Annotated in this window: 20 protein-coding genes, 1 tRNA gene and 1 pseudogene; 12 read left to right on the forward strand and 10 right to left on the reverse strand. The window is 56.8% G+C overall.

What is annotated here, in order from left to right:
* Nucleotides 1–52: 52 nt before the first annotated feature.
* Together MTP43_RS05285 and MTP43_RS05290 are read left to right on the forward strand one after the other, a co-directional pair.
* Nucleotides 53–1,222 carry an MFS transporter gene (locus MTP43_RS05285; RefSeq protein WP_015538158.1) on the forward strand — a complete coding sequence of 390 codons (1,170 nt, stop codon included), beginning with the start codon at nt 53–55 and terminating at the stop codon, nt 1,220–1,222.
* A 279-nt stretch (nt 1,223–1,501) separates the two neighbouring features.
* Nucleotides 1,502–4,120 (forward strand): family 78 glycoside hydrolase catalytic domain, encoded by a 2,619-nt coding sequence (locus MTP43_RS05290; RefSeq protein WP_333529620.1) that lies wholly within the window; start codon nt 1,502–1,504, stop codon nt 4,118–4,120.
* A 110-nt stretch (nt 4,121–4,230) separates the two neighbouring features.
* On the opposite strand, the gene MTP43_RS05295 is transcribed toward MTP43_RS05290, so the two are convergent.
* From MTP43_RS05295 to MTP43_RS05310, 4 genes are all read right to left on the reverse strand, one after another.
* Nucleotides 4,231–5,079 carry a sugar phosphate isomerase/epimerase family protein gene (locus tag MTP43_RS05295; RefSeq protein ID WP_112121961.1) on the reverse strand — a complete coding sequence of 283 codons (849 nt, stop codon included), beginning with the start codon at nt 5,077–5,079 and terminating at the stop codon, nt 4,231–4,233.
* Between the two features lie 3 nt (nt 5,080–5,082).
* A complete protein-coding gene (locus tag MTP43_RS05300; protein ID WP_113621289.1) occupies nt 5,083–6,897 on the reverse strand; it encodes a family 43 glycosylhydrolase in 1,815 nt (604 codons plus the stop codon).
* Nucleotides 6,898–6,903: 6 nt separating this feature from the next.
* Entirely contained in the window at nt 6,904–9,111 is a 2,208-nt protein-coding gene (locus MTP43_RS05305) for a glycoside hydrolase family 2 protein (RefSeq protein ID WP_113621288.1), read from the reverse strand.
* Nucleotides 9,112–9,198: 87 nt separating this feature from the next.
* Nucleotides 9,199–10,689: an MFS transporter gene (locus tag MTP43_RS05310; protein ID WP_113621287.1), complete on the reverse strand. Its 1,491-nt coding sequence runs from the start codon at nt 10,687–10,689 to the stop codon at nt 9,199–9,201.
* Nucleotides 10,690–10,917: 228 nt separating this feature from the next.
* Here MTP43_RS05310 and MTP43_RS05315 point away from each other — a divergent pair, with 228 nt between their 5' ends.
* The gene (locus MTP43_RS05315; RefSeq protein WP_113621286.1) at nt 10,918–12,219 is read left to right on the forward strand and encodes a glycoside hydrolase family 1 protein; all 1,302 of its coding nucleotides are present in this window, start codon (nt 10,918–10,920) and stop codon (nt 12,217–12,219) included.
* 54 nt (nt 12,220–12,273) lie between these two features.
* Here the strand turns inward: MTP43_RS05315 and MTP43_RS05320 are convergent, their stop codons facing one another.
* On the reverse strand, nt 12,274–12,810 hold the full coding sequence (locus MTP43_RS05320) for a TetR/AcrR family transcriptional regulator (protein ID WP_113621285.1): 537 nt from the start codon (nt 12,808–12,810) through the stop codon (nt 12,274–12,276).
* Nucleotides 12,811–13,069: 259 nt separating this feature from the next.
* Between MTP43_RS05320 and MTP43_RS05325 the strand changes: the two genes are divergently transcribed.
* The 3 genes from MTP43_RS05325 (at nt 13,070) to MTP43_RS05335 (ending at nt 16,738) form a co-directional block, all read left to right on the forward strand.
* Nucleotides 13,070–14,080 carry an SDR family NAD(P)-dependent oxidoreductase gene (locus MTP43_RS05325; protein ID WP_223474189.1) on the forward strand — a complete coding sequence of 337 codons (1,011 nt, stop codon included), beginning with the start codon at nt 13,070–13,072 and terminating at the stop codon, nt 14,078–14,080.
* A gap of 75 nt (nt 14,081–14,155) precedes the next feature.
* Entirely contained in the window at nt 14,156–15,502 is a 1,347-nt protein-coding gene (locus MTP43_RS05330) for an MATE family efflux transporter (RefSeq protein ID WP_249235146.1), read from the forward strand.
* Nucleotides 15,503–15,538: 36 nt separating this feature from the next.
* Nucleotides 15,539–16,738, forward strand: coding sequence for a helix-turn-helix domain-containing protein (locus tag MTP43_RS05335; protein ID WP_113621282.1), 1,200 nt, complete (start codon nt 15,539–15,541; stop codon nt 16,736–16,738).
* Nucleotides 16,739–16,825: 87 nt separating this feature from the next.
* Here MTP43_RS05335 and rhaD read toward each other — a convergent pair whose 3' ends face one another.
* From rhaD to MTP43_RS05350, 3 genes and pseudogenes are all read right to left on the reverse strand, one after another.
* Nucleotides 16,826–17,653: a rhamnulose-1-phosphate aldolase gene (gene rhaD, locus MTP43_RS05340; RefSeq protein ID WP_113621281.1), complete on the reverse strand. Its 828-nt coding sequence runs from the start codon at nt 17,651–17,653 to the stop codon at nt 16,826–16,828.
* A 19-nt stretch (nt 17,654–17,672) separates the two neighbouring features.
* Nucleotides 17,673–18,931 (reverse strand): annotated as a pseudogene (locus MTP43_RS05345) (L-rhamnose isomerase).
* 14 nt (nt 18,932–18,945) lie between these two features.
* A complete protein-coding gene (locus tag MTP43_RS05350; protein ID WP_113621280.1) occupies nt 18,946–20,250 on the reverse strand; it encodes a rhamnulokinase in 1,305 nt (434 codons plus the stop codon).
* Between the two features lie 154 nt (nt 20,251–20,404).
* Between MTP43_RS05350 and MTP43_RS05355 the strand changes: the two genes are divergently transcribed.
* The 6 genes from MTP43_RS05355 to MTP43_RS05380 all read left to right on the forward strand — a co-directional run bounded on the left by MTP43_RS05355 (nt 20,405) and on the right by MTP43_RS05380 (nt 24,856).
* Complete coding sequence (locus tag MTP43_RS05355) at nt 20,405–21,280, forward strand: helix-turn-helix domain-containing protein (RefSeq protein WP_112121524.1); 876 nt, start codon at nt 20,405–20,407, stop codon at nt 21,278–21,280.
* Nucleotides 21,281–21,445: 165 nt separating this feature from the next.
* The gene (locus MTP43_RS05360) at nt 21,446–21,835 is read left to right on the forward strand and encodes a C-GCAxxG-C-C family protein (RefSeq protein ID WP_112121523.1); all 390 of its coding nucleotides are present in this window, start codon (nt 21,446–21,448) and stop codon (nt 21,833–21,835) included.
* A gap of 1 nt (nt 21,836) precedes the next feature.
* Complete coding sequence (locus MTP43_RS05365; RefSeq protein WP_112121522.1) at nt 21,837–22,286, forward strand: low molecular weight protein-tyrosine-phosphatase; 450 nt, start codon at nt 21,837–21,839, stop codon at nt 22,284–22,286.
* A 13-nt stretch (nt 22,287–22,299) separates the two neighbouring features.
* Entirely contained in the window at nt 22,300–22,887 is a 588-nt protein-coding gene (locus MTP43_RS05370; RefSeq protein WP_112121521.1) for a pentapeptide repeat-containing protein, read from the forward strand.
* 473 nt (nt 22,888–23,360) lie between these two features.
* Nucleotides 23,361–24,089, forward strand: coding sequence for a DUF5058 family protein (locus MTP43_RS05375; RefSeq protein ID WP_097783721.1), 729 nt, complete (start codon nt 23,361–23,363; stop codon nt 24,087–24,089).
* A gap of 14 nt (nt 24,090–24,103) precedes the next feature.
* Nucleotides 24,104–24,856, forward strand: coding sequence for a hypothetical protein (locus MTP43_RS05380; protein WP_113621279.1), 753 nt, complete (start codon nt 24,104–24,106; stop codon nt 24,854–24,856).
* 306 nt (nt 24,857–25,162) lie between these two features.
* On the opposite strand, the gene MTP43_RS05385 is transcribed toward MTP43_RS05380, so the two are convergent.
* Nucleotides 25,163–26,011, reverse strand: coding sequence for a sugar phosphate isomerase/epimerase family protein (locus tag MTP43_RS05385; RefSeq protein ID WP_249235147.1), 849 nt, complete (start codon nt 26,009–26,011; stop codon nt 25,163–25,165).
* A 290-nt stretch (nt 26,012–26,301) separates the two neighbouring features.
* Nucleotides 26,302–26,376, reverse strand: a tRNA-Thr gene (locus tag MTP43_RS05390).
* Nucleotides 26,377–26,456: the final 80 nt, after the last annotated feature.

The following is a 26,456-nucleotide window of genomic DNA, read 5'->3' on the forward strand; positions in this document are numbered from 1 at the left end:
GCCCCTTTTGCCGGGTCGGGCCGGGCGGCGGCTTTTTTTGAGGGACAAACCAATGAACAAGAAAAAGAACATCATCACGTTTGCCGCGTTCCTGATCCTGATGGTGGGTCTGGGCGCGAACGATGCCATGCGGGGCATTTTTTCCACGATCTTCTCTGCCCACTTCCAGCTGAGTACCGCCCAGTTGTCCCAGATCGTCACCGTAAGCTACATCGGCAACCTCGTGTTTCTGGCCGTCGGCGGCTTCGGGGTGGATATTCTGGGCCGCCGCAAGGCCATGCTGCTGTATACCTTTTTGTGGAGCGCAGCCATGCTGCTGTTTGCCACTACGGACTCCTATCTGCTGCTGCTTGTGGGAATGTTTTTTGCCATGGGCACATCCACACTGCTGAACACCAACATGAACCTGATCACGACCGGTATGTTTGCCGTTGCGCCCGGCTTTTTTGTGAACTTCCTGTTCTTCATTCAGGGCATTGGCACCAGCGGCAGCCAGAGCATCATTGGCAACTGGGCTACGGATATTTCCAGCTGGCACACCGTGGCATGGGGACTGCTGGCCATTGGCGCAGTGGCCATGGTGCTGTTCGTGCTGTTCCCCATGCCGGAAGTGCAGGAGCACAAAACGGAGGGGAAGGTATCGCCCAAGGAGATCATGAGCTGTCCGGCATTTCTGTCGTTGGTGCTGATCATCGGCCTGTATTTCATTGCAGAACATGGCATTATGAACTGGCTGGTGAGCTATGCTACCAATGCACTGGAAGTGCCCATGGGACAGGCGGCAAACTTTACCGCTGTTTTCTTCGGCTGTGTGATGGTGGGGCGTCTGGTGCTGAGCAGTCTGGTGGATAAGCTGGGCATCTACCGCTGCCTGCGGCTCTTCGCCACAAGCGCTGCGGTTCTGTACACCGCAGGTGTTCTGCTGGGTGCACCGGGTCTGTGGCTCCTGGCAGTCAGCGGTCTGCTGTTTTCCATCCTGTATCCGACCCTTGTCATGCTGATCCCGCGATACTGGCCTAGTCACGCAGCTTCCTCTGCATCGGGTCTGGTGCTGAGTGTGGCTTCGCTGGCGGATATCCTCTTCAATGCCGTATTTGGCAGCTTGGTGGATGCCATCGGCTACCGGACCTCCTTCCTCATCATGCCTGCCTGCATGGTGGGATGCACGGCACTGCTCTGGTTGTTCTTTGCAAAAGCTAAAAAGCTGGAACGGTGCGATTAACGGACAGATACGGCCACGCAAACCAATGCCCTCAAGTTTTAAGCGAGCATAAAAAATACCGCCCACGCAGCGCTGCGTGGGCGGTAAACTTTTTTTCTTACCCAAAGTATAACAGGAGAACCGCAGACAGTACGGATGAAAAGTCGTGAAGCAAGATGAATTTTTTAAATTGTCATAAATAGCACGACTTTTTGACTGATAACACAAAATTTTGCACCCTTATTCCGTGGGATTCTCTTTATAATAAGAACAGAAATCAAACGGAAAAAGGAGATGCGGATGATGCAAGCAACAAACCTGAAAACGAATCATCTGACCCAGCCTCTCGGCATAGATGCCGGGACGCTGTTTTTATCGTGGCAGTGCGCCGAAGGCGTGCGCCAGACCGCCTACGAAATTGAAGTAACTGCCGGAGCCGAAACGCTGTGGGCGAGCGGAAAGGCTTTGGGCAGTGTGATGCACACCGAAACGCCCAGCGCTGTACCGCCCAAGACGCAGGGACGGTGGCGCATCCGCCTGTGGGATGAAAATGACCAGCCCGGTGCATGGAGCACCGCTTCCTTCGAGACCGGGCTTGCACAGGCAGACTGGCAGGGCGTGTGGGTCTGCCCGGAGACAGAAGAGCCGGACATCGACTGCGCTGATGCCATCAACGCCTTTGCAAAGCCCAACTGGGAGCAGAAGCAGGCGGCGCTGGAAGCCTCCGGCAAAGGGCAGGCGCAGCCTTATCAGCCCCACCGCCCGGCAAGCTATCTGCGCAAAACGTTCACCGCCCCGGAGGGAGAAAGCAAGCGACTGTACATTACCGCTAAGGGACTGTATGCGGCATGGCTGAACGGCAAGCGGGTCGGCGATATGGTGCTTGCCCCCGGCAGCTTTACCGCAGACAAGCAATTGGGCGCACAGACCTACGATGTGACCGCACTTGTCCGTGACGGTGAAAATGAGCTACTCATCACATTGGGCGACGGCTGGTACCGCAGCACCTCCGGCGTGGATGGTGACCGTGACCTGTTCGGCAGCGAACTGGCTGTCCTGTTCCAGCTGGAAGTGAACGGCAAGGCGGTCTGCGTTTCGGATGACGACATGGAGGCCACCCAGTGCGGCCCGATTCGCCAAAATGATCTGCAGCAGGGCGAAGTGCACGATGCCCGGCTGGAAGAGGAGCTTTCCGGCTGGCATGGCGTAAAGACCGAGCCGAACTCCCTGCCCATCACCGGTATGAACACCGTGCCCATCCGGGAGCAGGAAGCCTTTGCGGGCAGGCTGCTGCGCACCCCCAACGGCGAGACCGTGCTGGACTTTGGCCAGAACATGGCTGGCTATGTGGAGATGAAGCTGACCGCCCACGCCGGGCAGAAAATCAAGCTGCTGTGCGGCGAAGCACTGGACGAGAACGGCAACTTTACGCAGGAGAACTTTCAGGACCGGAACCGCCACAAGGAGGGCGGCACGGCGCAGCTGCTGGAACTCGTTTGCAAAGAGGGCGAGAACCACTACAAGCCCAGCTTTACCATCATGGGCTTCCGGTACGCAAAGGTGGAAACGGACATCGACCTGACCGGCGCAGAGTTTACTGCCCACGCCGTCTATTCGGAGATGCCGGTCACCGGCAGCTTTGCGTGCGGCAATGCCGATGTGGATCAGCTGGTGAAAAACAGTGTGTGGAGCCAGAAGGGCAACTTCTGCGATATCCCCACCGACTGCCCCACCCGCGAGCGCGCTGGCTGGACTGGCGATATGGGGGTGTTCATCGAGACCGGCCTGACCCTGATGGACTGCTACCCGGTGGTGGAAAAATGGCTGGCCGAGTGCCGCCTGAACCAGTACCCGGATGGACGCATGGCAAACATTGCGCCGCCCACCAGCCGCCCCGGCTACATGACCCCCATGCTCTGCATGTCGGCAGGCTGGGGCGATGCCGCCATTCTGGTGCCCTACGCCCTTTATAAGCGCACCGGCGACCGCAAGATCCTTGCGGACAACTACGAGATGATGCAAAAGTGGTATGGTTTCCTGCTGGGCCGTGCCCAGCAGACCACCGAAGAACAGCAGACCGGGGCATACGCCAAGTACACGGTGCTGAACGGTCTGGACTACGGCGAGTGGTGTGAGCCGGGCATTACTCCCATGCAGGCGATGATGAACCCGCGCAAAAGCGTGGGTACGGCGTATCTGGCTTATTCCGGGCGACTTCTGGCGGAAATTGCGCAGGCGCTGGGCAAGGCAGAGGACGCAGCGCAGTACCGCGACACGGCAGAAAAGGCGGTAAAGGCATACCGCGCTGCCTTTACGGATAACGGAAAAATTACTTCGGACCGGCAGTGCGAATATGTCCGCGCCATTGCCTTTGCGCTGCTGGGCGAGGAGGAGAGCCAAGCCGCTGCGGATACCCTGAACCGGATGGTGGCGGAAAACGGCTACCATCTGAACACCGGCTTCCTTTCCACGCCCTTCCTCTGTGAGGTGCTGGCAAAGTATGGCCATGCCGACACCGCCTATAAGCTGCTGTTACAGGACACCGCTCCCAGCTGGCTCTATGAGGTCAAGCAGGGCGCTACTACCGTCTGGGAGACATGGACGGGCATTGACGCAAACGGCCACCCCAGCGAATCCCTGAACCATTACTCCTACGGTGCCATCTGCGGCTGGCTGTTTGGCGGTGTGTGCGGAATCCGTCTGGCAGGGGAGACCCTGACCATCGCCCCCACCCCGAACCCGGCTCTGGGATGGGCAAAAGCAGTGTACGATTCCCCGGTGGGGCGCATTGAAAGCGGCTGGCAGTATGCAGGCGATGCCGTGACCTACACCATCACCGTGCCCTGCAATCTGACCGCAGAAGTCACCCTCCCGGATGGCAGAAGCCTGACCTTGCAGCCGGGCACCCACATTCTGTAACGCAAAAAGATCCCCCGCAAGACACAACGCCCCGTACCGGAAGGAGTAACCGGTGTGGGGCGTTGCTTTTATGGGGATAATGAAGAAGAAAATAATGAGAGAATGGCAGGTCAGAATTTTTGTGCAAGGTATTTTGCACTGAGCTGGAAGCTCTTGACAGGAGAGTTGTCCACCCAGTTGCGGTGGCTTTCCAGAATAACGGCATCCACATCCATGGCAAGGGCCTGCGCCATCAGGCTGTCCAGGTCCATGTTGCCGGTGCCCAGCTCCATGCTGTCGGTTTTCAGGATGGGCGTGATGGCGCTGCCGGTGATGCGGGTGCCCCGGTCGTTGATGTGCCACAGCTTCATGCGGGGACCAAGCCGCTGCATCCATGCCAGCGCGTTTGCACCGCCCTCGGTGAACCAGTAGCTGTCAAACTCAAAGTTGACAAAAGCGGGGTCGGTCTCTTCTAAGAGGATATCGTAGGCGCGCTTTTCCGCATTCACATGCCGCAGCTCGCAGTTGTGGTTGTGGTAGAGCAGATGGATGCCCTCGGCTGCCAAGGCTTCGCCGGCTTTGTTCAGCCGCTGCGCCAGTTCGTGCATGGCGGCTTCATCGCCGTAATCAAACCGGTACATCCCGGTGATGACCACATGCTGTGTGCCGAAGCTCTTGGCTTCCTCGGCCACTGCGTGGGCATCCCGTTCCAGAGAGCCTAGGTCGGTGTGCAGGCTGACCACCTGAAGGCCTGTCTCCTGCACCAGCTTGTGCCAGTCCAGATTGCCGCCCTTGCCCACCGGCATACCGGCGGCCTTGGTCAGCAGCTTTACCACAAAACCAATGGGGTGGATCATAAATCCACACAGTTCAATACCGTCGTACCCGGCGGCTTTCATGGCAGCAAGCGTTTCTCTTGCCTGCTGCTCGTTGCTCAGTACAGTGCCCAGCATAAATTGCTGCACGGCTTTGATGGGCATGGTTTACCCCTCCAGTTTAAAAATCTTACCCGGCGTGATGCCGTTTTCGTTAAAGCTGTCCACACAGACATAGTATTCCTGCCCGGCGGTCAGGGTGGAAAGGGTCACTTCGTCTGTGTCATACACCAGCCAACTCAGATAGAGCTTGTCGGGCGCAGCGCCGTAGCGGACATTGCAGCCCTGCGCGTTTTCGATGTGCTTCCAAGTGATCGTTGCATCCAGTGCATCTACGCGAGCCCCGGCGGCTTCGGCCTGTGCGGGCTTCGGGCCTTCGCCGTTGCCGAACACCCGCAGACCGCTGATGCGCAGCGCCTGTCCGTAGGGCAGTTCGCCGCCCGTCACCCGGACGTACCGGGCACGGATGCCGTCTGCATATTCGTAGTAGCCGTTGGAGCACTCGCGGGCAACATTTTCGCGCAGCGTCCAGCTCGCTCCGTTCACACTGGTCTCCACCGTGTAGTGGGAGATCTGGGGCCGGGTCTCGATGTGGCGGGTCTTGCGGTCATCGCCGTAGCTGTCGGCAGGGAAGTCCACCACCAGCTTTTCGTCCGCCATATTTACCTGAATGGCGCGGACATCACTCTCTTTGCCAAGATCCACACACAGCCATTCACCCGGCTCTGCACCGGCGGCGCTCCACCAGCTGCGGCAGTCCTCATTGACTGCCCATTCCGGGCTGCTGTTTTCTGCGGTGCTGGAGGCCGTGACCGGCTTTTTGTAGCTCAGCAGCATCCATTCCGGCTGCTGTCTGGCGGCATCAAAGCGGTCTGCCGGGATGCGGTGGGGGTAATCGGAAAAGTTCTGGTTGCAGTAAAGCACGCCGTCCTTGTCGAACCCGGCAGGGAACAGCCCCACCCGGCGCTCAAAGTCATAGTTGACGGAAATGCGCATGGTGGAGGCGTGCCACCAGTTGCCGTAGGTGTCAGCAATGGTGCTGCCGTGGCCTGCACCGGTGATGAATCCACCGGGCTTTGCGGAAAACGGATTGGATGCCTGCCGCACAAAGGGGCCCAGCGGAGAACGGGAGGTGTATACACCGTCGGCGTAAGTGTTGTACTGGGTGCCAGGGCAGGCGTACTGCAGATAGTAGGTGTCGCCGTGCTTTGTCATGAACGCACCCTCAATGTAGGGCTTGCCGATGGCGTTGAACATGGCAGTCAGGCTTTCGGCACTCAGGCCGGGGATGTTTGCCATCTGCGGCGGCAGATTCAGCTTGCCGGTCTTGGGGTCATAGAACTGCTTCATGGACTGGTACAGCACGCTGGCTTCCCGGTCCACGATGCCGTTGTTGCCGGGGCGTTCGTAGCCAAGGGTAGTTTCATTGCCGAAGATCAGCTCCTGCTTTTCACCGATGGGGGTCAGGGTGTCCGGGTCCAGTTCCACGCCGTAGATGGGGGCAATATTGGAACAGCCCCAGTAGAAGTACACCCGGCCATCGTCATCGCAGAACAGATCCGGGTCCCAGAAAGCAAAGGGCGCAGAAACCTCGGTAAACGGCTCGGTCAGGGGGTCAGCGGTGCGCAGGATGGGGCAGTTGCGCCCCTTGCGGCTGGCGCAGAAGTAGAGGTAATTGCCCACCTGCCGCACATCCGGTGCGTAGTCATAGATCAGCAGGCCGGGGTCTGCATGGAAGTCCCAGCTCAGCAGATCCTCCGAGCACCAGAACCCTGCCGACATGGAAACGAACAGATAATATCTGCCTTTGAAGTACACCAGCGTCGGGTCTGCGCCCTCCCGGAAACCCGCTGTGCGGGGGCCTTCCTTCATGTGCTGGTAGCGGTAGCCCAGATCAAGGGGGTTGCAATAGGTCTGTTTCATCGAAGCTTACTCCTTGGCAATGCCCTGCAATACACGGTTCAGCTGCTTGATGTCCTCTTCCGAAGTGCCCGCCTGCATCAGCATGGATTGAATGGTCATCCGCTGCATGGCACGCTCCATCATGGCCACCAGAGCCGGATTGTCCTTCACGGCGGCAGCAACGTCTCCGCGGGAAGCAGCGGCCTTTTCCCGGATCTGCTTCAGGATGGGACCGGCTTTCGGGTCTGCCATGGCGGCAGCCATGTTGTCCTTCACCGACCAGCAGCTTTCGTCCAGCTCGCCGTCAAACCAGTTGGTCACGTTCTTGCGGTTGTCCATGGCGTAATCCGGGTTGGGGGCGTCCACCTTGTTCACCAGGATCACGCTGCTGTGCTCGCCGGAGCGTGCCTCAATGCTGTGCTTGCCGGTAATGGGCAGCTGGAAGGTGAACACCTTGTCACCCTGCTTGGTCTCCACCAGCTGACCGTCCTTGTACAGCGAGACCTCTGGCAGATTGGAGTAGACCTTGATCTCGGTCACATCCTCGGCGCGGTCCACATAGCGGCTGCCGCACAGGTGCACGAACGGCTCCTTGCTCCAATAGGCCTTGTAGAGATAGAAGGGGTCTTTTTTCAGCTTGCGGTCAAAGGTGACAAGTCCCTTCTGGTTTTCGCCGTGCTTGCCGCCCTCATCGCGGCCATCGGCGGCAAAATCAAACATATTCCACACATGAGTCGCCCACAGCCAAGGACGGTCGGCGATCATCTTTGCGATATGCTCATGGTAAATGCACTGGTAGCTCTCGGTATAGTCGCCCTTTTCCGGGTGGCTGCTCTGGTACTGGGGGTTGGCGTCTGCGCCATACTCCGAAAAGCCGATGCAGCGGTCAGGGTAATCGGCGTGGTACTTGTCAAAGAACTCATCGTTTTGATCCAATTCGCCCAGATACCAGCCGAAGTAGAGGTTGTAGCTGTTCACATCCGGGATCTCCAGAATGGGGCTGGTGGTCTCCAGCATGAACACGTTTGCCATGGTGGTCTTGCGGGTGGGGTCCAGCTTGTGCGCCAGCTCGTTCAGCAGACGGTGGTTTTCCAGCAGATCCTCGTTGACAGCAGAAGCAGCGGTGATCTCGTTAGAAAGGCCCCACACGGCAATGCAGGGGTGGTTGTAGTTCTGGACGATCAGCTCTTCCATCTGGGTCAGGGTGTTGGCACGGCCGTTGGTCATGTGCATGGTGATGTAGGGGATCTCTGCCCAGATGACAAGGCCCTTTTCATCACACAGGTCGTAGAAATACTGTGCGTGCTGGTAGTGGGCCAGACGGATGGTGTTGGCACCCATTTCCAGAATGATGGAAATATCCTCCTCCATCATTTCGTTTGTCAGGGCATTGCCCGCACCCTTGCGGTCCTGATGGCGGGAGACACCCCGCAGCGGGTAGGAGCGCCCGTTGAGGAGGAAACCCTTCTGCGGGTCGATTTCGAACTTGCGGCAGCCGAACCGAGCGGAGGTCTCCTCGCCATTGTCCAGCTTGGCAGATACGGTGTAGAGGAAGGGGTCGTCCACGCCATCCCACAGATGGGCGTTGTTCAGCGTGAAAACAACCTTTGCAGTGCCGTTTTCCACCGGGGCGGTGATGCTCTGGCCTTCCAGCGCAAAGGATACGCTCTGTGCGCCGATCGCAGCAGCTTCCAAAGTAACTTCAACGGTCTTGGAGGCAAGGTCGGTGACGATAGGGGTCACCTTCAGCGCCGGTGCGCCATTAGCGAGCAGAGCAAAGTGCTCTGCCGGGACGATGTGCAGGGTCATATCCCGGTAAATGCCGCCGTAGAAGGTAAAGTCTGCCTTCTGGGGGTACACGGTGTCGTTGTCGCGGTTGTCCACGCTGATGGCCAGCAGGTTCTCGTCTTTCAGGTGGTTGGTCAGGTCCACCCGGAAGGTGGAGTAGCCGCCCTTGTGCTCGGCCAGTTTTTCCCCGTTCAGGTAAACGGCGGCAGTCATGGCTGCGCCGTCCAGCTGCAAAACAGCCTTGCCGCCTGCCGGGATGGCGGGCTTTGTCAGGGCCAGTGTATACCAGCAGGTGCCGCGGTAGTAATCGTTGCCGCCGTCCTGACCGTCCACCGCGTTCCAGGTGTGGGGCAGGGCAATGGCCTCGCCCATAACGGCGGCGGGGATGCCGGGGTTCTCCTTGGTAAAATGCCAGTTGCTATGATTCAGCAGGATGGTCTTGCTCATGGTAAAAACTCCTTTATATTTATAAAAGATGGATAGAATCAGCAAAAACCGAAAGAGCGTATGAGCCTTTTCGGTCTTTGCAGGGTGTTACTGCATATGTTCTGCAATTACTTCACGGCGAAGAGCGTCTTTTTTATCTGCGATGCGCTTCTGGACGTTGACCATTTCCTCCTTGGTCAGGGGGCAGCCCACCATGGCGAGCAGGGTGACGACCCAGCCCAGCATCGGCAGACCGTACTTGATGGCAACGGTCATCCAGAAGATGCCGGAGGTGTAGGCATCCGTGGGCTGAGGCATGGTGGTGGTGTAGCCCAGAACGGCTACGGCACCGGTGGCGATGACGGCAGCCACCGAGGTGATGAGCTTGTCGATCAGGCTGTAAGTACCGGAGACTACCGCCGGGATGTAACGGCCGCTGCGGTCCAGCTCGTAGTCGATGGTGTCAGCCATGTAAGAGTTGTTGGAGGTGGTGATACACATATTGGAACCGTTCTGCAGCAGGGTCAGCAGGACGTAAACGATCATGTTCCAGCTGCCGATCACACCGATCTGACGGGTGTCGGTGAAGATGAAGAACAAAATCAGCACAGTGGTGATGGCCATGCTGATGCAGGTCCAAGTCACGATGCCCTTCTTGCTGCCTTTTTTGCCCACATACTTTGCGCCGAAGGCTGCAAAGAAGATGGAGGGAACCATGCTGATCATGCTAAGGGTGGTAGCAAGACCCATGTTGCCGATGAGGATGCCGTTCAGCATCGTGTTGATGATGGCCTGACTGCCTACCTGCTGAGCCAGCTTATCGGAAGCGTTGGAGGCGATGTAGCACTGCAGGGGCTTGTTGTGCTTGAGCACCTCAAGAATATCCGCAGTTTTCAGCGGCTCGTGTTTTTTGCTGGTGCCCTCGAAGTTTTCGGGCTTATCGTAGGCGGAGATACCGGCGCAGACGATCAGGGTGCCGATGCCGGCAATGATCAGCACGATGGTGCAGACCGTGCTGAGGAAGTCCTGATTAAAGGTGCCGCCGCACTTGGGCAGGATGACGGTGTAGATCAGCATGCTCATGCCCATGGGCACGAAGTAGTTCAGTGCAGTGGTCCAGACACCGATGGTGGGACGCTGGCGGGGATCGTTGGTCATGATAGCCGGCAGAGTCTGGGCGGTCATATTGGTAACGGTATAGCCGATGATGTAAATAATGTAGGTCAAAACGAACACCGGCAGACCGAAGCCCTTGCTGGAGCACAGGTTGAACATACACAGCAGGCCGACAGCCTCGATCAGGTAGCCGCTGATCAGCAGAATACGCAGCTTGCCGAAACGGGTGTTGACGCGGTCGTAGATGAATGCCAGCATCGGGTCGGTAAAGCCGTCCAGAATGCGGGCCAGCATCAGGATGAGACCGACGGTTGCAGTGGTGATGCCGTAGCCGATGCTGGCCGAGTAACTGGCCATACCGATCAGGGAATAGACGCTCATGCCCACAAAAGCGTTGCAGGCGTAACAGATGATCTGCCAGAGCTTTGCACGGCGGTACTGGACGCCGTCTACTTCACTGGCACTGGGTTTCTTTTGGAACATAATGATTTTCCTCCTTTTTGTGTGAACTGAGTTCCGCTTTTTCTGACACCAGAATAACAGAATGCAACAGCCACTGCCGGATGAAAAACGATAGTTAAGGATAAAAATTCGTGCAATAATTTGCGGTGTGTGAATTTGCGCCCGCATTCACGATTTATTGTCCCATAGGGGCAAAACAGGTCTGCTACAATAGTCTCAACAAGCAACACGCAGGAAGGGAGAACCATCATGCAGAAATTTGAAAAAGGCTTTTTCATCGGTGCTGCAACAGCAGCCCATCAGGTAGAGGGCAACAATACGAATAGTGACTACTGGGCACAGGAACAGCTGCCCCATTCCAGCTTTACGGAGCCCAGCGGCATTGCCTGTGACCATTATCAACGGTACGAAGAAGATATCAAGCTCTTGGCTGATGCCGGGCTGAATGCCTACCGCTTTTCTATCGAGTGGGCACGGGTAGAGCCGGAGGAAGGAAAGTTCGATCCGGAAGCCATCGAGCATTACCGCAAGGTGATCGCCTGCTGCAAAGCGCATGGTGTAGAACCCATCGTCACCCTACTGCACTTCACCAGCCCGAAATGGCTCATCTGCAAGGGCGGCTGGGAAACCGAAAGCACCGTAGAGGATTTTAAACGTTATGTGACCTATGTGATGGAACAGCTGGGCAGCGAGCTGCGCTATGTCTGCACCATCAACGAGGCCAATATGGGCTTGCAGCTTGCCGCGATCTCCAAGCGGTTCCGTCTGATGGCAGAACAGGCTGCCCAAAATGCCGCATCGGCCGGAAAGTCTGCCGAGGGCACGGTGCAGGTGGGCATGAACTTCCAGAAGATGATGGAAAACATGAAGTATGCTGCCATGGAGAATGCACAGGTGTTCGGCACACCCCAGCCGAAGATCTTTGTCAGCGAGCGCACCCCGGAAGGTGATCTGCTGGTGATGCGTGCCCATGCAGCCGCACGGGATGCCATCAAAGCCCTCTGCCCGCAGATCAAGGTGGGTCTGACCCTCTCGCTGCACGACCTGCAGGCACAGCCCGGCGGCGAAGCCTTTGCCGAGGCCGCATGGCAGGAGGAGTTCACCCATTATCTGCCTTATATCAAAGACGATGATTTTCTGGGTGTGCAGAACTATACCCGCACCCTTTATGGCCCGCAGGGGCAGCTGCCGGCACCGGAGGGCGCAGAACTGACCCAGATGGACTACGAGGTCTATCCGCAGGCACTGGAACACGTCATTCGCAAGGTGGCAGAGGAATTCAAGGGTGACCTGATCGTGACCGAAAACGGCATTGCCACCGCCGATGATACCCGCCGTGTGGCGTTTATCCGGCAGGCACTGGATGGCGTGCAGCACTGCATTGCCGACGGCATCCCGGTGAAGGGATACTTCCATTGGAGTCTGATGGACAACTTTGAGTGGCAGAAGGGCTATGCCATGCAGTTTGGACTGATCGCCGTGAACCGCGAAACGATGGAGCGGACAGCAAAGCCCAGCCTTGCGGTGCTGGGTAGTTACACAGAAAGATAAGCTGCAATAGCAAAAAACAGGCTGCGGAAGATGCTTCTTGCAGCCTGTTTTGGCTCAGCGGGAAAGATGCAGACCATGGACACCATCCGCAACCACGGCGGCGATCACATCAATTTGTTTTTGTGCCAGTTTTGCGTCGGTGTTCAGAAGCCCGGAAAGACCGTTCATTACAAAAATCAGGATCGCACCGACATTTTCATATTGAGAAGGCTCGATGTTATCACTTTTGATCTGTTCCAGAACGGCATCCCGCAAATGCTGTGTAAAGCGGTTCATCGCTGATGCAGGAACCACGCCGAGATAATCGGTCGCCTGCTGGAGATTAGCAAACATCTCCCGCACAAAAGCCTCCGGCGTATCCAGCAGCTGCTGTGCGCCGCCCATATTGTCGCAGACGAGCTGGACCGTTTGCCGCTCCATTTCGGCGGTGAGGGCATCCAGCGTTTCATAGTGGGAATAAAAGGTCGTTTTGTTGATCTCGGCCCGTTCGGCAATTTCTTTGACCGTGATCTTTTCGATCGGCTTCTCCCGCAGCAGGGCAACAAATGCTTTCTGAATGGCACGCTTCGTTTTTTTGACCCGGATATCCATAGAATTCCTCCGTCAATGTATTTCATAAATGGTGCTTAACCAACGCTTTGGACGTAATCCGTTGCTTAAACACCGGACACGCCGGAAACTGCTGATTGCAGCTCCTGCGCCACAGTGTTATTATAGCACCACAGGGATGGATAAGCAACTGATGGTTGCAAATCTGATTCGTAAATACGATAAATCATCGGGAGACCATCCACGATGAAGTGGAATGGCTGAAGCAGAGTAACATGATCTGAGAAAAAGGAGAATGAAAATGATGGATTTTAACAGTGTCAAAGGCAAAGTGGCCATCGTCACCGGCGCAAGCCGTGGCATCGGCCGGGCCATTGCCGAGTGCTTTGGCGAAAACGGCATGAAGGTGGTCTGTGCAGCCCGCAGTGCAGAACAGGGGCGGGCTGTGGCAGATGGCATCTGCGCCAAGGGCGGCGATGCCATCTTTATCCAGACCGATTGCAGCAAGGCTTCTGCCATCAAAGAACTGGTGGATAAGACGGTGACGCACTACGGCAAGCTGGATGGCGTTGTCAGCAACGCAGGCATCGGCATGGGCGGCACACCGCTGCATGAGTATGAGGTAGAGGATTACGAGAAGATCTTCTCCCTGAACAGCGAGGGCGTCTTTGCCGGGATGAAGTACGGCGCCAAGGCCATCCTCAAGAGCCACAGCGAAGGCGGATTCCTCATCAATGTGGCATCGGTGGCGGGTCTTGTGCCCCAGCGTGGACAGGCGCTGTACAGTGCCACCAAGTTCGGCGTGGTCGGCATGACCCGCGCAGCGGCGCTGGATTACGCAGAATACGGCATTACCGTCAACGCTATCTGTCCCGGCTACACCAGAACCAGCATTTTCGGGGATGCACCGGCTGCGGCCATGGACTTTTTTGCATCCGACTGCCCGGCAAAGCGGATGGGCGACCCGGAGGAGTGCGCTGCATTGGCACTTTTCCTTGCCAGCGGTCTGGCACGGTACATCACTGGTGCAGCCATCCCGGTGGACGGCGCACTGTCTGCCGGACACCAGAGCATCAGCAGCTGGAAGCACCCGGAAATTTTGACCGGCGGCAAGCTGAACAGCCAGAGCACGATTGCAGCACTGATGGAAAACGAGGCCGCAAAAGCCATCGTGGAGCAGTACCTGCCCGGTTTTGCCGACAACCAGCAGGCAAAAGCTGCCTACGGCATGACATTTGGCAAGATCGGCCCTATGCTTGGGCTGCCGGAAATGGCGCTGAAAGCACTGCTGGATGCGCTGGACAACCTGTGACCGAAGCAGCTCGGAAAGCCTCTTTGACAGGGGCTTTCGTTTTGCCTGCGTGCGGTTGATTTTTGGGAGGAGACCATGAAAAACGAAGCACTTTTCCGTACCGGCTCTGTCTGGAAATCCATCATTTCCATGGCGGTGCCCTCCATTATCATTATCCTTGTCATGGTGCTGTACAACATGGCGGATATGTTTTTTGTGGGCTGTCTGGGAGATACCGCACAGGTGGCGGCGGTCTCCGTTGTGGGGCCGGTGTTTTCGATCCTTTCGGCAGTAGCGACCATGCTTGGCGCAGGCAGCAGCGCCATCATTGCACGCTGCTTTGGCGCAGGCGAGATCGAGCAGGGCAAGACTTGCTCCTCGCTCTGCTTCTGGAGCAGCTTTTTTCTGGGCGTTCTGGTCAGCATCGGTCTGCTGGTGAGCAGAGTGCCGCTTCTGGGGGTGCTGGGCTCAAATGCAGAATTTTTTCCCTATGCAGAGCGGTATCTTCAGGTCCTTGCACTGGGTGTGCCGCTTTTTATCCTGTCCAACAGCATGGCGATGCTGGTGCGTGCAGAGGGCGCAGTAAAAGAAGGCTTGATTGGCAATCTTCTGGGCACACTGGTCAACTGCATTTTTGACCCGCTGTTCATTCTGGTGCTGAACTTCGGCGTCAGCGGTGCGGCTGCTGCCAGTGTGCTGGGCAATCTTGTGGCAACGGGCTGCTATCTGCGCTACATCGTCAAACACGGCACAGTGCTGACCATTGATCTCCGTCCTGCCCTGAAAAAGCCGCAGATGCTGGGTGAGATGCTGGCCATTGGTCTGCCCAACGGGATCAGCAGCCTTCTGGCAGGGTTTGCCTCCTCCTTCAGCAACCGGCTGCTGGTGACCCACGGCACGGCGGCGGTCGCAGCCATGGCGGCAGCGGGCAAGACGACCATGATCATCAGTATGATCGCCATGGCGATCTGCATGGGGTGCCAGCCGCTTCTGGCGTACAGCTACGGTGCAGGCGACACGAAGCGCCTGAAGCAGCTTTTGAAAGATCTGATCCTGCTGACCGTTGTTTTTGGTGTTCTTGCCGGGGCGGCCAGCTTTGCCGGACGCAATGCCCTGATCGGGATGTTCATCAAGGAAGAAGGAGCATTCCGTCTGGGGACGCAGCTGGTGGTCTATCTGGTGCTGGGCAGCCCGGTGATCGGTCTGACCTATCTGGCAACCAGCCTGCTGCAATCCGTGGGCAGGGCAAGTGGTGCGGTGGTGCTCTCTCTTTTGCGGCAGGGGCTGCTGCTGATCCCGCTGCTGTACCTGATGAATGCGCTTTGCGGGGTGCAGGGCATTGCGGCGGCGCACCTGATGGCAGACGTGGGCGCTGCGGTCATCTCTGCAGGCATTCTGCTGCACTGGCTCCGGGCATCGGTAGAAAAAACGGTGGAAGTATGATATACTGTTTCCATCAATGAGCCGGAGGGATTAGGCATGGATGTTCTCCAGAATATGATGCTGTTTTCCGAGCTTGTCAAGTGCGGCGGAAATGTATATACATGGTGCTATGATGCACAGGGAAAGCTCTTGCGGAGCAACTGCCCGGACGAGGCATTTCTTGCCAGTGCATTTGAACTGTTCGGCTGCAAACGGCGGATGCTGGAGCATGGGGATCGGGACGATGTACCTGTTACCTTGGGGACGGCATTGGGTCTTTTGTGGGGCGCAGCCTTTGAAAAGGAAGAGGGAGAACTGAAGCGTGTCTGGGTCATCGGGCCGGTGTTCTATCAGGATGTGACAATGCGCGGGATCGAGGAAGGGCTGAAATATTACAGCAAGCTGGAGATCAGTGTGGCATGGACGATCCAGCTTTACAAAGCCCTTGAAAAAGTTCCTACCCTGCAAAACACTATTATGAACCGCTATCTGCTGATGATGCACTACTGCCTGACCGGGCAGCGGCTGGAGCTGAGCAGTGTGAACAGCAGTGCAGCACAGGACGAACGGCTGAAAAGCGATGCGATTCCCCATGACCGGCATAAGATCTGGATGGCGGAGCAGGGAATGCTGCAAATGGTCCGCACCGGAGACCTGAATTACAAGCAGGCGCTTTCCAACAGTATGAGCATAAGCGCAGGCGTGCCGGTGCAGAGCAGCGATGTTCTGCGCCAGAGTAAGACTTCCATCATCGTGTTCACTTCGCTGGTGTGCCGTGCCGCCATTGAGGGCGGCCTTTCCCCGGAGGAGGCGTACTCGCTGGGGGACAGCTACATTCAGACGGCGGAAGCGGCAAAATCGTTGGATGAACTGAGCCCGCTTGCAATGATGATGTACGATGATTTCATTCGGCGTGTCCACAAACACCGGACGAACCCCAACCTCAGTATGCAGATCCAGAAATGTGTGGATTATATCGAGATGAATCTGGACAAAAAGATCGTGGCGGAAGATCTTGCCGCTCTGGTGGGCTACACGGAATACTACCTCACCCATAAATTCAAGGAAGAAACGGGTCTGAGCGTCACGAACTATGTGAAGTTTGCAAAGGTCGAACGTGCGAAGGTTCTGCTGAAAAGCACAACGCTCAGCGTCCGGGAAATTTCCGAGCAGCTTGGTTTTGCCACCCGCAATTATTTCAGCGCAGTCTTTCAGCAGGTCGCCGGAAAAACACCTATGGAGTTCCGGGAAACATAAAGCAGAACAGGCATCCTGCGATACCATTTGGCGGTATCGGACAGGATGCCTGTTCTGCTAGGATGAAGAAAAATGGGGGAAAATAGCTCAGTTGAGGAACTTCTCGTTCAGGGTCACACCAAAGTCGCGGGCGATGGCGCGCAGGTCGTCATCGGTGATGGTCTGCCGGATGATGCCGCCGCCCATGGAGAGCACCTTGACGTAGATTTCTGCGCTCTTTTCAATGGTGTGGGCCAGACCAAAGGTGATGTCAAAGTCCGGGCCGGAGGCAAACAGACCGTGCTGTGCCCAGATGGCGGCCTGATAAGTCTTCATCAACTCGCTGGTGGCCATGGCAATGTCTGCCCCGCCGGGCACCATCCACGGGCAGACACCCACGCCCTCCGGGAACACCACCGGGCACTCGGTGGCGCTCTGCCACAGCGCACGGGTGAAGTCCCGGTCGGTCAGGGGCAGGATGTAGGTCAGGGCGATCACGTTGGTGGCGTGGCAGTGGTAGATAACACGGTTTGCGCCATTGGTGGCAGCCTTGCGGACACTGTGGTTCATGAAGTGGCTGGGGAACTCACTGGTGGGCTTTGCGCCATCTTCCAGACCCCAGACGATGCGCCAGCTGTCGCCCTTGTCGTTGATCTCCACAATACCGATGCTGTGGACAGGGTCCGGCTCTACGTTGCGGAAAAACTTGCCGGAGCCGGTGGTGATGAAATACTCACCCGCCAGATTATCGGCCTGCACGCCCATGTTCACCCACTCCCGGGGCTGCTCGTCAAAGAAGGGGCGGCACTGCGCCACTTCTTCTTCCTTCATGCGGTAGGTCAGGTTGCCGCCGTTGCGCTCGTGCCAGCCCTGTAGCCAGCCATCGTTGCACATCCGCATAAAGCCTTTTACGATCTCAATATCCAGAATACCCATCTTCAAAAACCTCTCTCATTCAAATGCGCTTGCTCAGCACGTTCTGCTCGTATTTCTTTACTTCCTCAAACCATGCGCCGTCCACCGGCACACCGTTCCGGCGGCAGTATTCGTCCCAGACTTCCCCAAAAGGCAGGGTCTTCAGCTCCTCTTGCCGCACCATCAGCTCGGTGAACTGGTTGGTGTCCTGCAGCTCCTTCAGTACCGTATGCGGGGTGCACAGGGCAGACAGCAGCGCCTTTTCCACGTTGCGGAAACCCACCGTCCATGCGGAGATGCGGTTGATGGAAGCATCAAAGTAATCCAGTGCAATGTTCACCCGGCCGTCCAGACCGCCGCAGCGCACGATCTCCTTGCAGATCTCCTTCGTTTCATCGTCAAACAGTACCACATGGTCGGAGTCCCAGCGGATGGGGCGGGTGATGTGGAGGGCAATCTCCGGGAAGAAGGCCAGCAGGGCGGGGATCTTATCGCTGACCACCTCGGTGGGATGGTAGTGGCCGTTATCCATCAGCGGAATGCACTTTTCCCGGTTGAAGGCGGCGTAGCTCAGGGCAAACTCGGCGCTGCCCACGGTGTACGCCTCCGCACCGATGCCGAACACCTTGCTCTCGATGCAGGGCTTCACCAGCTTGAAGTCGTAAGGCTCGCTCAAAATCTCGTCGATGCTGGCCTTGTAGCGGTCGCGAGGGCCTTTGCGATCCGCCGGTACGTTCTTAAAGCCGTCGCCCGTCCAAATGTTCATGGTGCAGGGCTGCCCCAGCTCCTCGGCCAGATACTGGCTGATGCGGATGCAGGCCTTGCCGTGCTCCACCCAGAATTTCCGGGTCTCCTCGTTGGGGCTGGCAAGGGTCAGCGGGTCGCACTTGGGGTGGGAGAAAAAGGTGGGGTTGAAGTCTGCGCCCAGCCCTCTTGCCTTGCAGAAATCCACCCATTTTTTGAAGTGCTTCGGCTCCAGTTTGTCCCGGTCTACCACGGGTTTTCCTCGTCAAAAATGGCATAGGAGGCATGGAGGTTGATTTTTTTGGTGCCGGGGCAGAGGGACAGAACCTTGTCTATGTCTGCCATTAGTTCCTCCGGGGTGCGGGCACGGCCGGGGTAGTTGCCGGTGGTTTGGATGCCGCCGGTCAGGGGCTTTGTGGGGTCGGTGTCAAAGCCTCGGACGTCATCTCCCTGCCAGCAGTGCAGAGAAATGGGCACGGCCTTTAACCGGGCAATGGCAGCTTCGGTGTCCACGCCAATGGCGGCGTAGCGGGCTTTTGCTTCTGCGTAACTCATAGGGTTCCTCCTTCTTAAATCTGCATCTGAATTTTCAAATTGCCGATGGCCGTTGCCTCGATGGGCAGAGCCACGACCTGTTTTCCGGTATAATGGGCAGTCAACTCGTTCAGGGTGGCGTTCTTTGCGCCGCCGCCTGCGATGTAGAGTTTATCCCAGTGCTGGCCGGTGAGGGCTTCCAGCTCCCGGAATGCTTCCCCGTAGCAGTACGCCAGCGAATGATAGACACTGTTGATAAGGTCGGCATCCGTGGCAGGGGCTTCGCCGGTCTCGGCAAGGGCGGCTCTGATCTCCGCGCGCATGTCCTGCGGGGCAGAGAACCGGGCTGCGTTCACATCAAAAATGCGGGTGTAGGTGCTGGTCTTGGCCAGCTCCACCATCTCGGCAAAGGAGATGCCCAGCTGTTTTTGCACACACTGGATGATCCACAGACCCATGATGTTTTTCAGGTAGCGGATGTAGCCCACGCCGCCCTCGTTGGTAAAGTTTGCGCGGCAGCTTTCCGGGTTGGTGATGGGCTTTGCCAGCTTGACCCCCAGCAGGCTCCATGTACCGGAGGACAAAAACGGCGCATCCCCCTGTTCCATGGGGATGCCCTCCACCGCGCTGGCGGTGTCGTGGGTGGCGCACAGCACTACCTTGGTCTGCCCGCCCACCTCGGCGGCAATGTCCGCCTTCAACGGGCCCAGCACCGTACCGGGTGCGGTGAGCTTAGGGAACATTGCCTCCGGCAAGCCCAAAGCTTTGAAAATCTCCGGGTCGTACTCCCCGGTCTGGGCGTTCACAAGGCCGGTGGAGGTGGCGTTGGTGTACTCCCGCGCCTTTACGCCGCACAGCTTCCACAGCAGATATTCCGGGATCATCAAAAAGTCCTCGGCCTGCGCCAGCCGCCCGGCCTTTTTATCGGCATAAAGCTGATAAATGCTGTTGAAGGGCTGGAACTGGATGCCGGTGCGTGCATAGAGCTGCGCAAAGGGCAGGATGCTGTGGACTTCGGGAAGCACTGCCTGCGTCCGGCTGTCGCGGTAGGCGTAGACAGGGGAGAGGGGCTTGCCGTCTTTCAGCAGCACATAGTCCACCGCCCATGTGTCGATGGAAAGGCTCTCAATTTCCGGGAACTTTGCAAACGCTTCCCGGATGCCCTGCTTCACGTTGATAAACAGGCTGTCGATGTCCCATTCCAGATGACCGTCCACCCGCCGGACGCTATTAGGAAAACGGTACACTTCCTCGGTGCGGAGAACGCCGTTCTCCATCCATCCGACAATGTGCCGCCCGCTGGACGCACCAATGTCGATGGCAAGATAATTTTTGTGCATAATGCGTCTCCTGTGTGGCCTTGTCTGCTACCAGTATAGCGGTATAATGCGGGCAATTCTATCCGCAAAGGTGACGCATTCTTTGCGAAAAGTCTACTCTTGCGCTGCAAAGAGCGGTGCGCTATACTGAATGTGGAAAGAGAGGAAACGGAAAATGCTGACCTACAACATGGATGTGACCCCGGAGAGTGTATGGAAACGCACTACCCCCAGCGAAGCAGAGCTGGCACAGCCCTACTACTGCACCGAGGCGGGGGTGTTCTATGCCCAGCAGCATTTTTCCACCGCCCGGACAGATAAGGAAAGTTACATCCTGTTTTATACCCTCCGGGGTGCAGGGCTCATCGAGCAGGGGGAAAGCCATGTGGTGCTCAGCACCGGGCTGGCGCTGCTGCTGAACTGCCGCACCCCGCAGAGCTACTGCACCGCCCCGGGGCAAAGCTGCTGGCATCATTATTGGGTGCATCTGGACGGCGCAGGGGTTGCCGCCATGGAGCCGCTGCTGCTTCCTGGCAAAAAACTGACCCCGGTGCAGCTCACCGGGGTCAAGATGCAGGAATTGTTTGAAACACTTTTAGGGCAGATGGAGCGCAGCACCGTGGACAGCATGGTGACCATGGGGCTGGCGCTGCATGAGATGCTGGCGCTGTGCGCCCGGAGCATCCTTGCACAGGCCGAAGCCACCAGCGCACGGCAGGTCATTTTGCAGGCTGCAGAGACCCTGAGCAAGAATTACCAGAAAGAGCTTTACCTTGCCGACCTGCTGGCAGAGGCGCACATGAGCAAAAGCTATTTTCTTCGCCTGTTCCGGCGGTATATGGGCACAACGCCGTATAACTATCTGGTCAACTTCCGCATCACCCAGGCAAAGGAACTGCTTGTCCTCACCGACCACAGCGTCAGCGAGATCGCACAGGAGGTAGGTTTTGGCGATGCCAGCAACTTTTCCACCCGCTTTGCAAAAGCCACCGGGCAAAGCCCTCTGCAATACCGCAAAAGGGCGTTGAAGCCGCAGGAGGGCACAAGGTGAACAAAGGTTCTTGACCTTTTTGCCGGAGCTATGCTGTATGTGGTGGTGTAGGAACTGATCCCGGAAATAGGGCTTTATGGGGGCGGAATCTTTTCCGCAGGGGAAAAGCGTGGTATACTGAACGCAATGAACCGGAACGGATCAAAGAAAGATGAGGACTGTAAAATGAACATCGAAGAACGGGCAGCGCAGGCTGCCGCATGGAAAGCTGCCGGACAGTGCAATTGCGCGCAGGCGGTGCTGAAAGCATTTGAGGATAAGCTGCCGGTGGATGCCGACACCCTGATGAAGCTGGGCGCAGGCTATGCCGCCGGTATGGGCTGCATGGAAAGCACCTGCGGCGCACTCATCGGCGCAGTGATGGTGGCGGGTGCTGCCACCGACGGCAAGGGCACGCCCCGCATTTCCAAGGAACTGCTGCAAAACTTTCAGGAAAAATGCGGTGCTACCATTTGTAAAGATCTGAAGGGTGTGGAGACCGGTGCACCGCTGTGCCCCTGCCCGGAGTGCGTCCGTAACGCTGTGCTGGCACTGGGTGAGGTGCTGGGGGAGTAAGATGAAAAAGGTGTTGTTTGTTTGCCACGGCAATATCTGCCGCAGCCCCATGGCAGAATTTGTGATGAAGGACTTAGTGGAAAAGGCTGGGCTTTCCGCGCAGTTTGAAATTGCCTCAGCTGCCACAAGCACCGAGGAAATCGGCAACCCGGTCTATCCGCCTGCCCGGCGCAAGCTGGCGGAGCACGGCATCTCCTGCGCGGGTAAGACCGCCCGGCAGATGACCCGGCGGGACTACGAGACTTACGATTATCTTATCGCCATGGATCACAACAACCTGCGGAACATGGCACGGTTTGTGTGGGGTGACCCAGAGCACAAAGTCTCGCTGCTGATGGATCACACCCGCCGCCCCGGCGATGTGGCAGACCCGTGGTACACCGGGGACTTTGAAGCCACATGGCAGGATGTGCTGGAGGGCTGCACCGCCCTGCTGGAAGAACTGCGATAAAAAGGGGAAGGCTATGACAGAACGTTATTGCGAAGGTGAACGGTTTACCGGCCTGTCATTTGCAGGGGAAGCCTTTGAAAGCTGCGATTTTGCGGACTGCGTATTTGTGGACTGCTCTTTTTCAAAATGTGAGCTGGACCACACCACCCTGAACGAGTGTCGGTTCGTGCGGTGCGAGATCACCGGGCTGCGGAGCGTGTCCTCCTCAGTGCAGTCGCTGGATTTTGAGGACTGCCGCCTGCAGGAGATCGAGTGGGCATCGTTGCTGTCAAACGGCGCATTCCCAGACCCTATCCACACCCTGAAGGACTGCAGCCTGAAATACAACACCTTTACCGAAATGAACTTCAACCGCTTTGATTTTTCAAACGGCAACGAGATCGTAGGCTCCATGTTTGCCAAGTGCGAGATGCAACTGGCAAGTTTCAAGGGCACAGAGCTGCACGAAACGGAGTTCTACCAGTGCGATCTGCGCAAAGCGGATTTCCGGGACGCCACGGGCTATAAGGTGGATATTCTGGGCAGCCGCATGAAGGATGCCAGGTTCTCGCTGCCGGAGGCGGTAAATCTGCTGGCTGATTTGAAGATCAAGCTGTCCTGAACAGGGAGGACAACGGCTACACCGCCGACAAGCTGACCTTGCAGGATTTGGAAGCCGAGTAAGACATAATAAAATAAGTGAAAAGGGAGCTCTGCCCGGACATTGGTCCGGGACGGAACTCCCTTTTTTGCTTTGTATTTCACGAAAAAAGACCTGATACACCGACAAGGGCAAGGCAGAAAAACACCTTGCCTATGCCTGCTGCTTTCGGCAGAACGACAGAAATTTTCTTTAAAATTTGTGCAATTTTCAACGGAAGCAAAGTGACCGGCAGTCAACACTTTATTATTTTAACACGGCAAAGGCTTTTTGCTGCTTCTCCTGCCGGAAATGTATCCAAAAGCTGTTCACACTTTAGTCATACTCATTTGACAGAAACTGCTTTTTTCGGTATCCTGTCCGTATCACGAGGACGGCGGGCAGAAAATACCCGCTTTTTTTCGTTTATTCTGTATTTATAGGAAGGACAATCTATGGCAACCATGAAAGATATCATCCAGAGCCCGCTGCTGCTGGCGCTGGTCATCGGCGGTCTTTTGTACATTTCCGCATTCTCGCTGGTCTACCTCAAAAAGGCCTACGACCACTGTCTGGAGCTGGGCATTACCCGCAAGGAACTGAGCAACGTGATCAAATCCAGCCTGATATTCTCTGTTGTACCCAGCCTTTCCATCGTGGTGGGCCTGTTCGTGCTCATTGCGGTTCTGGGCAGCGTGTGGGCATGGTGGCGGCTGTCGGTCATCGGTTCTCTGTCCTACGAGACTATGATCTCCAGCTCCATTGCGCAGGTGCTGGGCTATGCATCCTCTGCGGAAATGCTGGAAAGCGCCACCGGACGGCAGTTCGGCGTGGTGATGATCCTGATGAGCGTGGGTATGCTGAGCGGCTTTCTGATCCTGCTGCCCCTCGGCAAAAAGCTGTGCAAGAGCGTGGACCGCTCTGCAGCCGAAAACGGCGGCAGCACCTGGAAAAATGTGCTGTCCGGCGTGTTCATGCTTGTGATGTTCTCGGTATACATTCCCATTCTGCTGTTCACTGACAATGTGCAGGCTGCCGTTATGATCACCGGTCTTGTGATCGCCATTGGTGTGGGCGTGCTGGCAAAGCGCCCGGGTCTTGCATGGCTCAATAACTTCGTGATGGCATTCTCCATGCTGGGCGGTCTGATCTCGTCGCTGGCGTGGGTACGGATTTTCGGTTGAGGAGGGAAACGGACATGAGCAAAGCAAAGATTGAGACCAAAATGGACTCCTTCCAGAGCTGGGCGCACCGCTGGGGCCGTGTGGGTACCCTGATCGCCCTCATTTACATGGTGGCGCTGCCCTTTGTGGTGCTGGCTGCCTACGACAGCATCCCGTCTCTGGGCGAGGTGTTCAACGTGAACACCTTTTCCATCCTGCTCATCTACATCCCGGTGGGCTTTTCGGAAGCACTGAGCTACACCCCCATTCTGGGCTGCTCGGCCTATCTGGCCTTCATCACCGGCAACATTATGAACCTGAAGCTCCCGGTGGCGGCAAACGCCATGAACCTGACCAAAAAGCAGCCCAACACCCCGGAGGGTGAGGCCATTGCCTCGGTGGCTGTTGCGGTCTCCTCCCTGATGACCGTTGCCATCCTGACGCTGGCAGCGGTGTGCGCCTCCTTCATCAGCCCGGTATTCGAGCTGCCCGCCGTCAAGACGGCCTCCGGCTACCTGCTGCCGGCCCTGTTCGGCTCCATGGCGCTGGGTCTGTTCGCCAGCTCGTCCAGCGGCAGCAAGGTGGTCAAGGGTGGCATCAAGGGGGTGCTTCCGGTGCTGATCATCATGACGGTGGTTTCCCTTGCCGCACGCCTTGCGGGCTACGGTTCCGTGCTGGGCGGACTTGTGGGCATCTTTATCATCGTGATGCTGCCCATCGGCATCCTGACTTCCTATGTGCTGTGGAAGAAGGGCAAAATCCAGGTAGTGGACAAAGAGCAGAAGTAAAGCAATCGGAACGGTCTGGATCCTGTATGGTACAGGGCTCAGGCCGTTTTGCTTTCATTAGGGGGGCAGGGGTGACTACTCCGCACCTTCCGAAAATTGACAAATAATTCTCAATTTTAGTATTCTCAACGAGGCCATTGAGCAGATCAGCTTTCAGGCTACGAAGGCCCGAGCCTTTGCCGCTGGCAGATAAAGGCATAGAATAACAAAAAAGTCTGAACTGAGGCATGAGCCACCGGTTCAGACTTTTTTCATACTATGAAAACACCAGCTGCTGCGGATAGCAGCGTGCAGTTCAATTTGTTATCAGCACTCGTCGTACTGTTTTTGCAGATATTGCAGGCACCGGACTGCGTTTTCCGGGGTGGTGTTCTCCAAGGTGGCGAACACATAGGGCTTCTGTTCCTTGGCAAACCGCAGAATGGTGCGGTAGTCGCCCATACCGCCCTGTCCGGCACCGGTGGCAGCCAGCTGCCCGTCGGCGTCCTGCAGCAAAAAGTCCTTGAAGTGGATCATGGCCACATCCTTGCCCAGCAGCTCAATGGTCTCGGCGAACACTTCCTCCCGCTGGTCCACGTTTTCCATGTTCAAAAGGTTCACCGGGTCGAGCAGAATCTGCAGATTGGGGCTGCCGATCTCGTCCAGCACGGTGCGGGCGCGGCGGGCGTCATACACAATGTGTCTGACCACCGGCTCAATGGCAATGGTCACGCCGTATTGCTCGGCGCAGCGCACCACCGGCTTGAAGTTCTTGATAAAGGTAGCAAGGGCGGCATCGCTGCGGCACTCCGGGCAGAACTTGTACTCCGCGTTGGGTGCACCGGTCTCGGTGCCCACCATGCCGCAGCCCAGCAGGCTGGCAAAGCGGATATGCGCATAGTACTTTTCCTGAATGGCGTGCAGGGCAGCCGCATCCGGGTGCGCCAGATTCAGGTAGTTGCCCAGCACCGCAATGTCCAGCTCGTTTTTGGCAAACAGGTGGCGCAGATAGGCCGCGTAGCCGGGGGTGAGGGCAGAGGGGGTGTTGGGCACCTCCTTCAGGGATTTGCTCAGCGCCAGATGCACGCAGGAAAAGCCCTTCTGGCGTACCAGCGGCAGCACCTGTTCAATGGGCAGCTTTTCTGCGTCGTGCAGACGTAGACCGAATTGGATCATGCTTGGTTCCTCCTTTAATATGGGTGCGTTTTTACCATTATACACCAAAATTGTCTGCGAAGGAACACCTTAAACGCCTTTTAGCGCTGCTGATCGTTGCCCCGGGCAGTACCTGACAACGCGAGTGACGCAGAAGTGTGTTAAAAAGTGTGATATAAAGAAGATAAAATACGGATTTGTTAGCTTGTTTGTTGGATTATGACATAATTTCAGGCATTTCACAACACATATAAAAGCAAAAATCCCACGATACACGCCGCTATTCTAGCGGTATATCGCAGGACTTTTCTTGGAGCTGGTGACAGGAGTTGAACCTGCAACCCACTGATTACAAATCAGTTGCGCTGCCATTGCGCCACACCAGCAAAGGTTGCTAAAATAGTATAACACAGGCACGGCAATTTGGCAAGGATTGTTTTTTTGCAGGGGATAATAATGCCGGAAA

Origin of the sequence: Faecalibacterium sp. IP-1-18, assembly GCF_023347355.1 — a bacterium.
Lineage (GTDB): Bacteria > Bacillota > Clostridia > Oscillospirales > Ruminococcaceae > Faecalibacterium > Faecalibacterium prausnitzii.

Coding starts and splice junctions, on each gene's coding strand:
- MTP43_RS05320 (WP_113621285.1), bottom strand. CDS start 12,810: ATGGATATCCGGGTCAAAAAAACGAAGCGTGCCATTCAGAAAGCATTT.
- MTP43_RS05330 (WP_249235146.1), top strand. CDS start 14,156: ATGAAAAACGAAGCACTTTTCCGTACCGGCTCTGTCTGGAAATCCATC.
- MTP43_RS05295 (WP_112121961.1), bottom strand. CDS start 5,079: ATGCCCATCAAAGCCGTGCAGCAATTTATGCTGGGCACTGTACTGAGC.
- MTP43_RS05350 (WP_113621280.1), bottom strand. CDS start 20,250: ATGCACAAAAATTATCTTGCCATCGACATTGGTGCGTCCAGCGGGCGG.
- MTP43_RS05315 (WP_113621286.1), top strand. CDS start 10,918: ATGCAGAAATTTGAAAAAGGCTTTTTCATCGGTGCTGCAACAGCAGCC.
- MTP43_RS05310 (WP_113621287.1), bottom strand. CDS start 10,689: ATGTTCCAAAAGAAACCCAGTGCCAGTGAAGTAGACGGCGTCCAGTAC.
- MTP43_RS05325 (WP_223474189.1), top strand. CDS start 13,070: ATGATGGATTTTAACAGTGTCAAAGGCAAAGTGGCCATCGTCACCGGC.
- MTP43_RS05365 (WP_112121522.1), top strand. CDS start 21,837: ATGAAAAAGGTGTTGTTTGTTTGCCACGGCAATATCTGCCGCAGCCCC.
- MTP43_RS05370 (WP_112121521.1), top strand. CDS start 22,300: ATGACAGAACGTTATTGCGAAGGTGAACGGTTTACCGGCCTGTCATTT.
- MTP43_RS05380 (WP_113621279.1), top strand. CDS start 24,104: ATGAGCAAAGCAAAGATTGAGACCAAAATGGACTCCTTCCAGAGCTGG.
- MTP43_RS05285 (WP_015538158.1), top strand. CDS start 53: ATGAACAAGAAAAAGAACATCATCACGTTTGCCGCGTTCCTGATCCTG.
- MTP43_RS05305 (WP_113621288.1), bottom strand. CDS start 9,111: ATGAGCAAGACCATCCTGCTGAATCATAGCAACTGGCATTTTACCAAG.
- MTP43_RS05385 (WP_249235147.1), bottom strand. CDS start 26,011: ATGATCCAATTCGGTCTACGTCTGCACGACGCAGAAAAGCTGCCCATT.
- MTP43_RS05360 (WP_112121523.1), top strand. CDS start 21,446: ATGAACATCGAAGAACGGGCAGCGCAGGCTGCCGCATGGAAAGCTGCC.
- MTP43_RS05335 (WP_113621282.1), top strand. CDS start 15,539: ATGGATGTTCTCCAGAATATGATGCTGTTTTCCGAGCTTGTCAAGTGC.
- MTP43_RS05300 (WP_113621289.1), bottom strand. CDS start 6,897: ATGAAACAGACCTATTGCAACCCCCTTGATCTGGGCTACCGCTACCAG.
- rhaD (WP_113621281.1), bottom strand. CDS start 17,653: ATGGGTATTCTGGATATTGAGATCGTAAAAGGCTTTATGCGGATGTGC.
- MTP43_RS05290 (WP_333529620.1), top strand. CDS start 1,502: ATGATGCAAGCAACAAACCTGAAAACGAATCATCTGACCCAGCCTCTC.
- MTP43_RS05375 (WP_097783721.1), top strand. CDS start 23,361: ATGGCAACCATGAAAGATATCATCCAGAGCCCGCTGCTGCTGGCGCTG.
- MTP43_RS05355 (WP_112121524.1), top strand. CDS start 20,405: ATGCTGACCTACAACATGGATGTGACCCCGGAGAGTGTATGGAAACGC.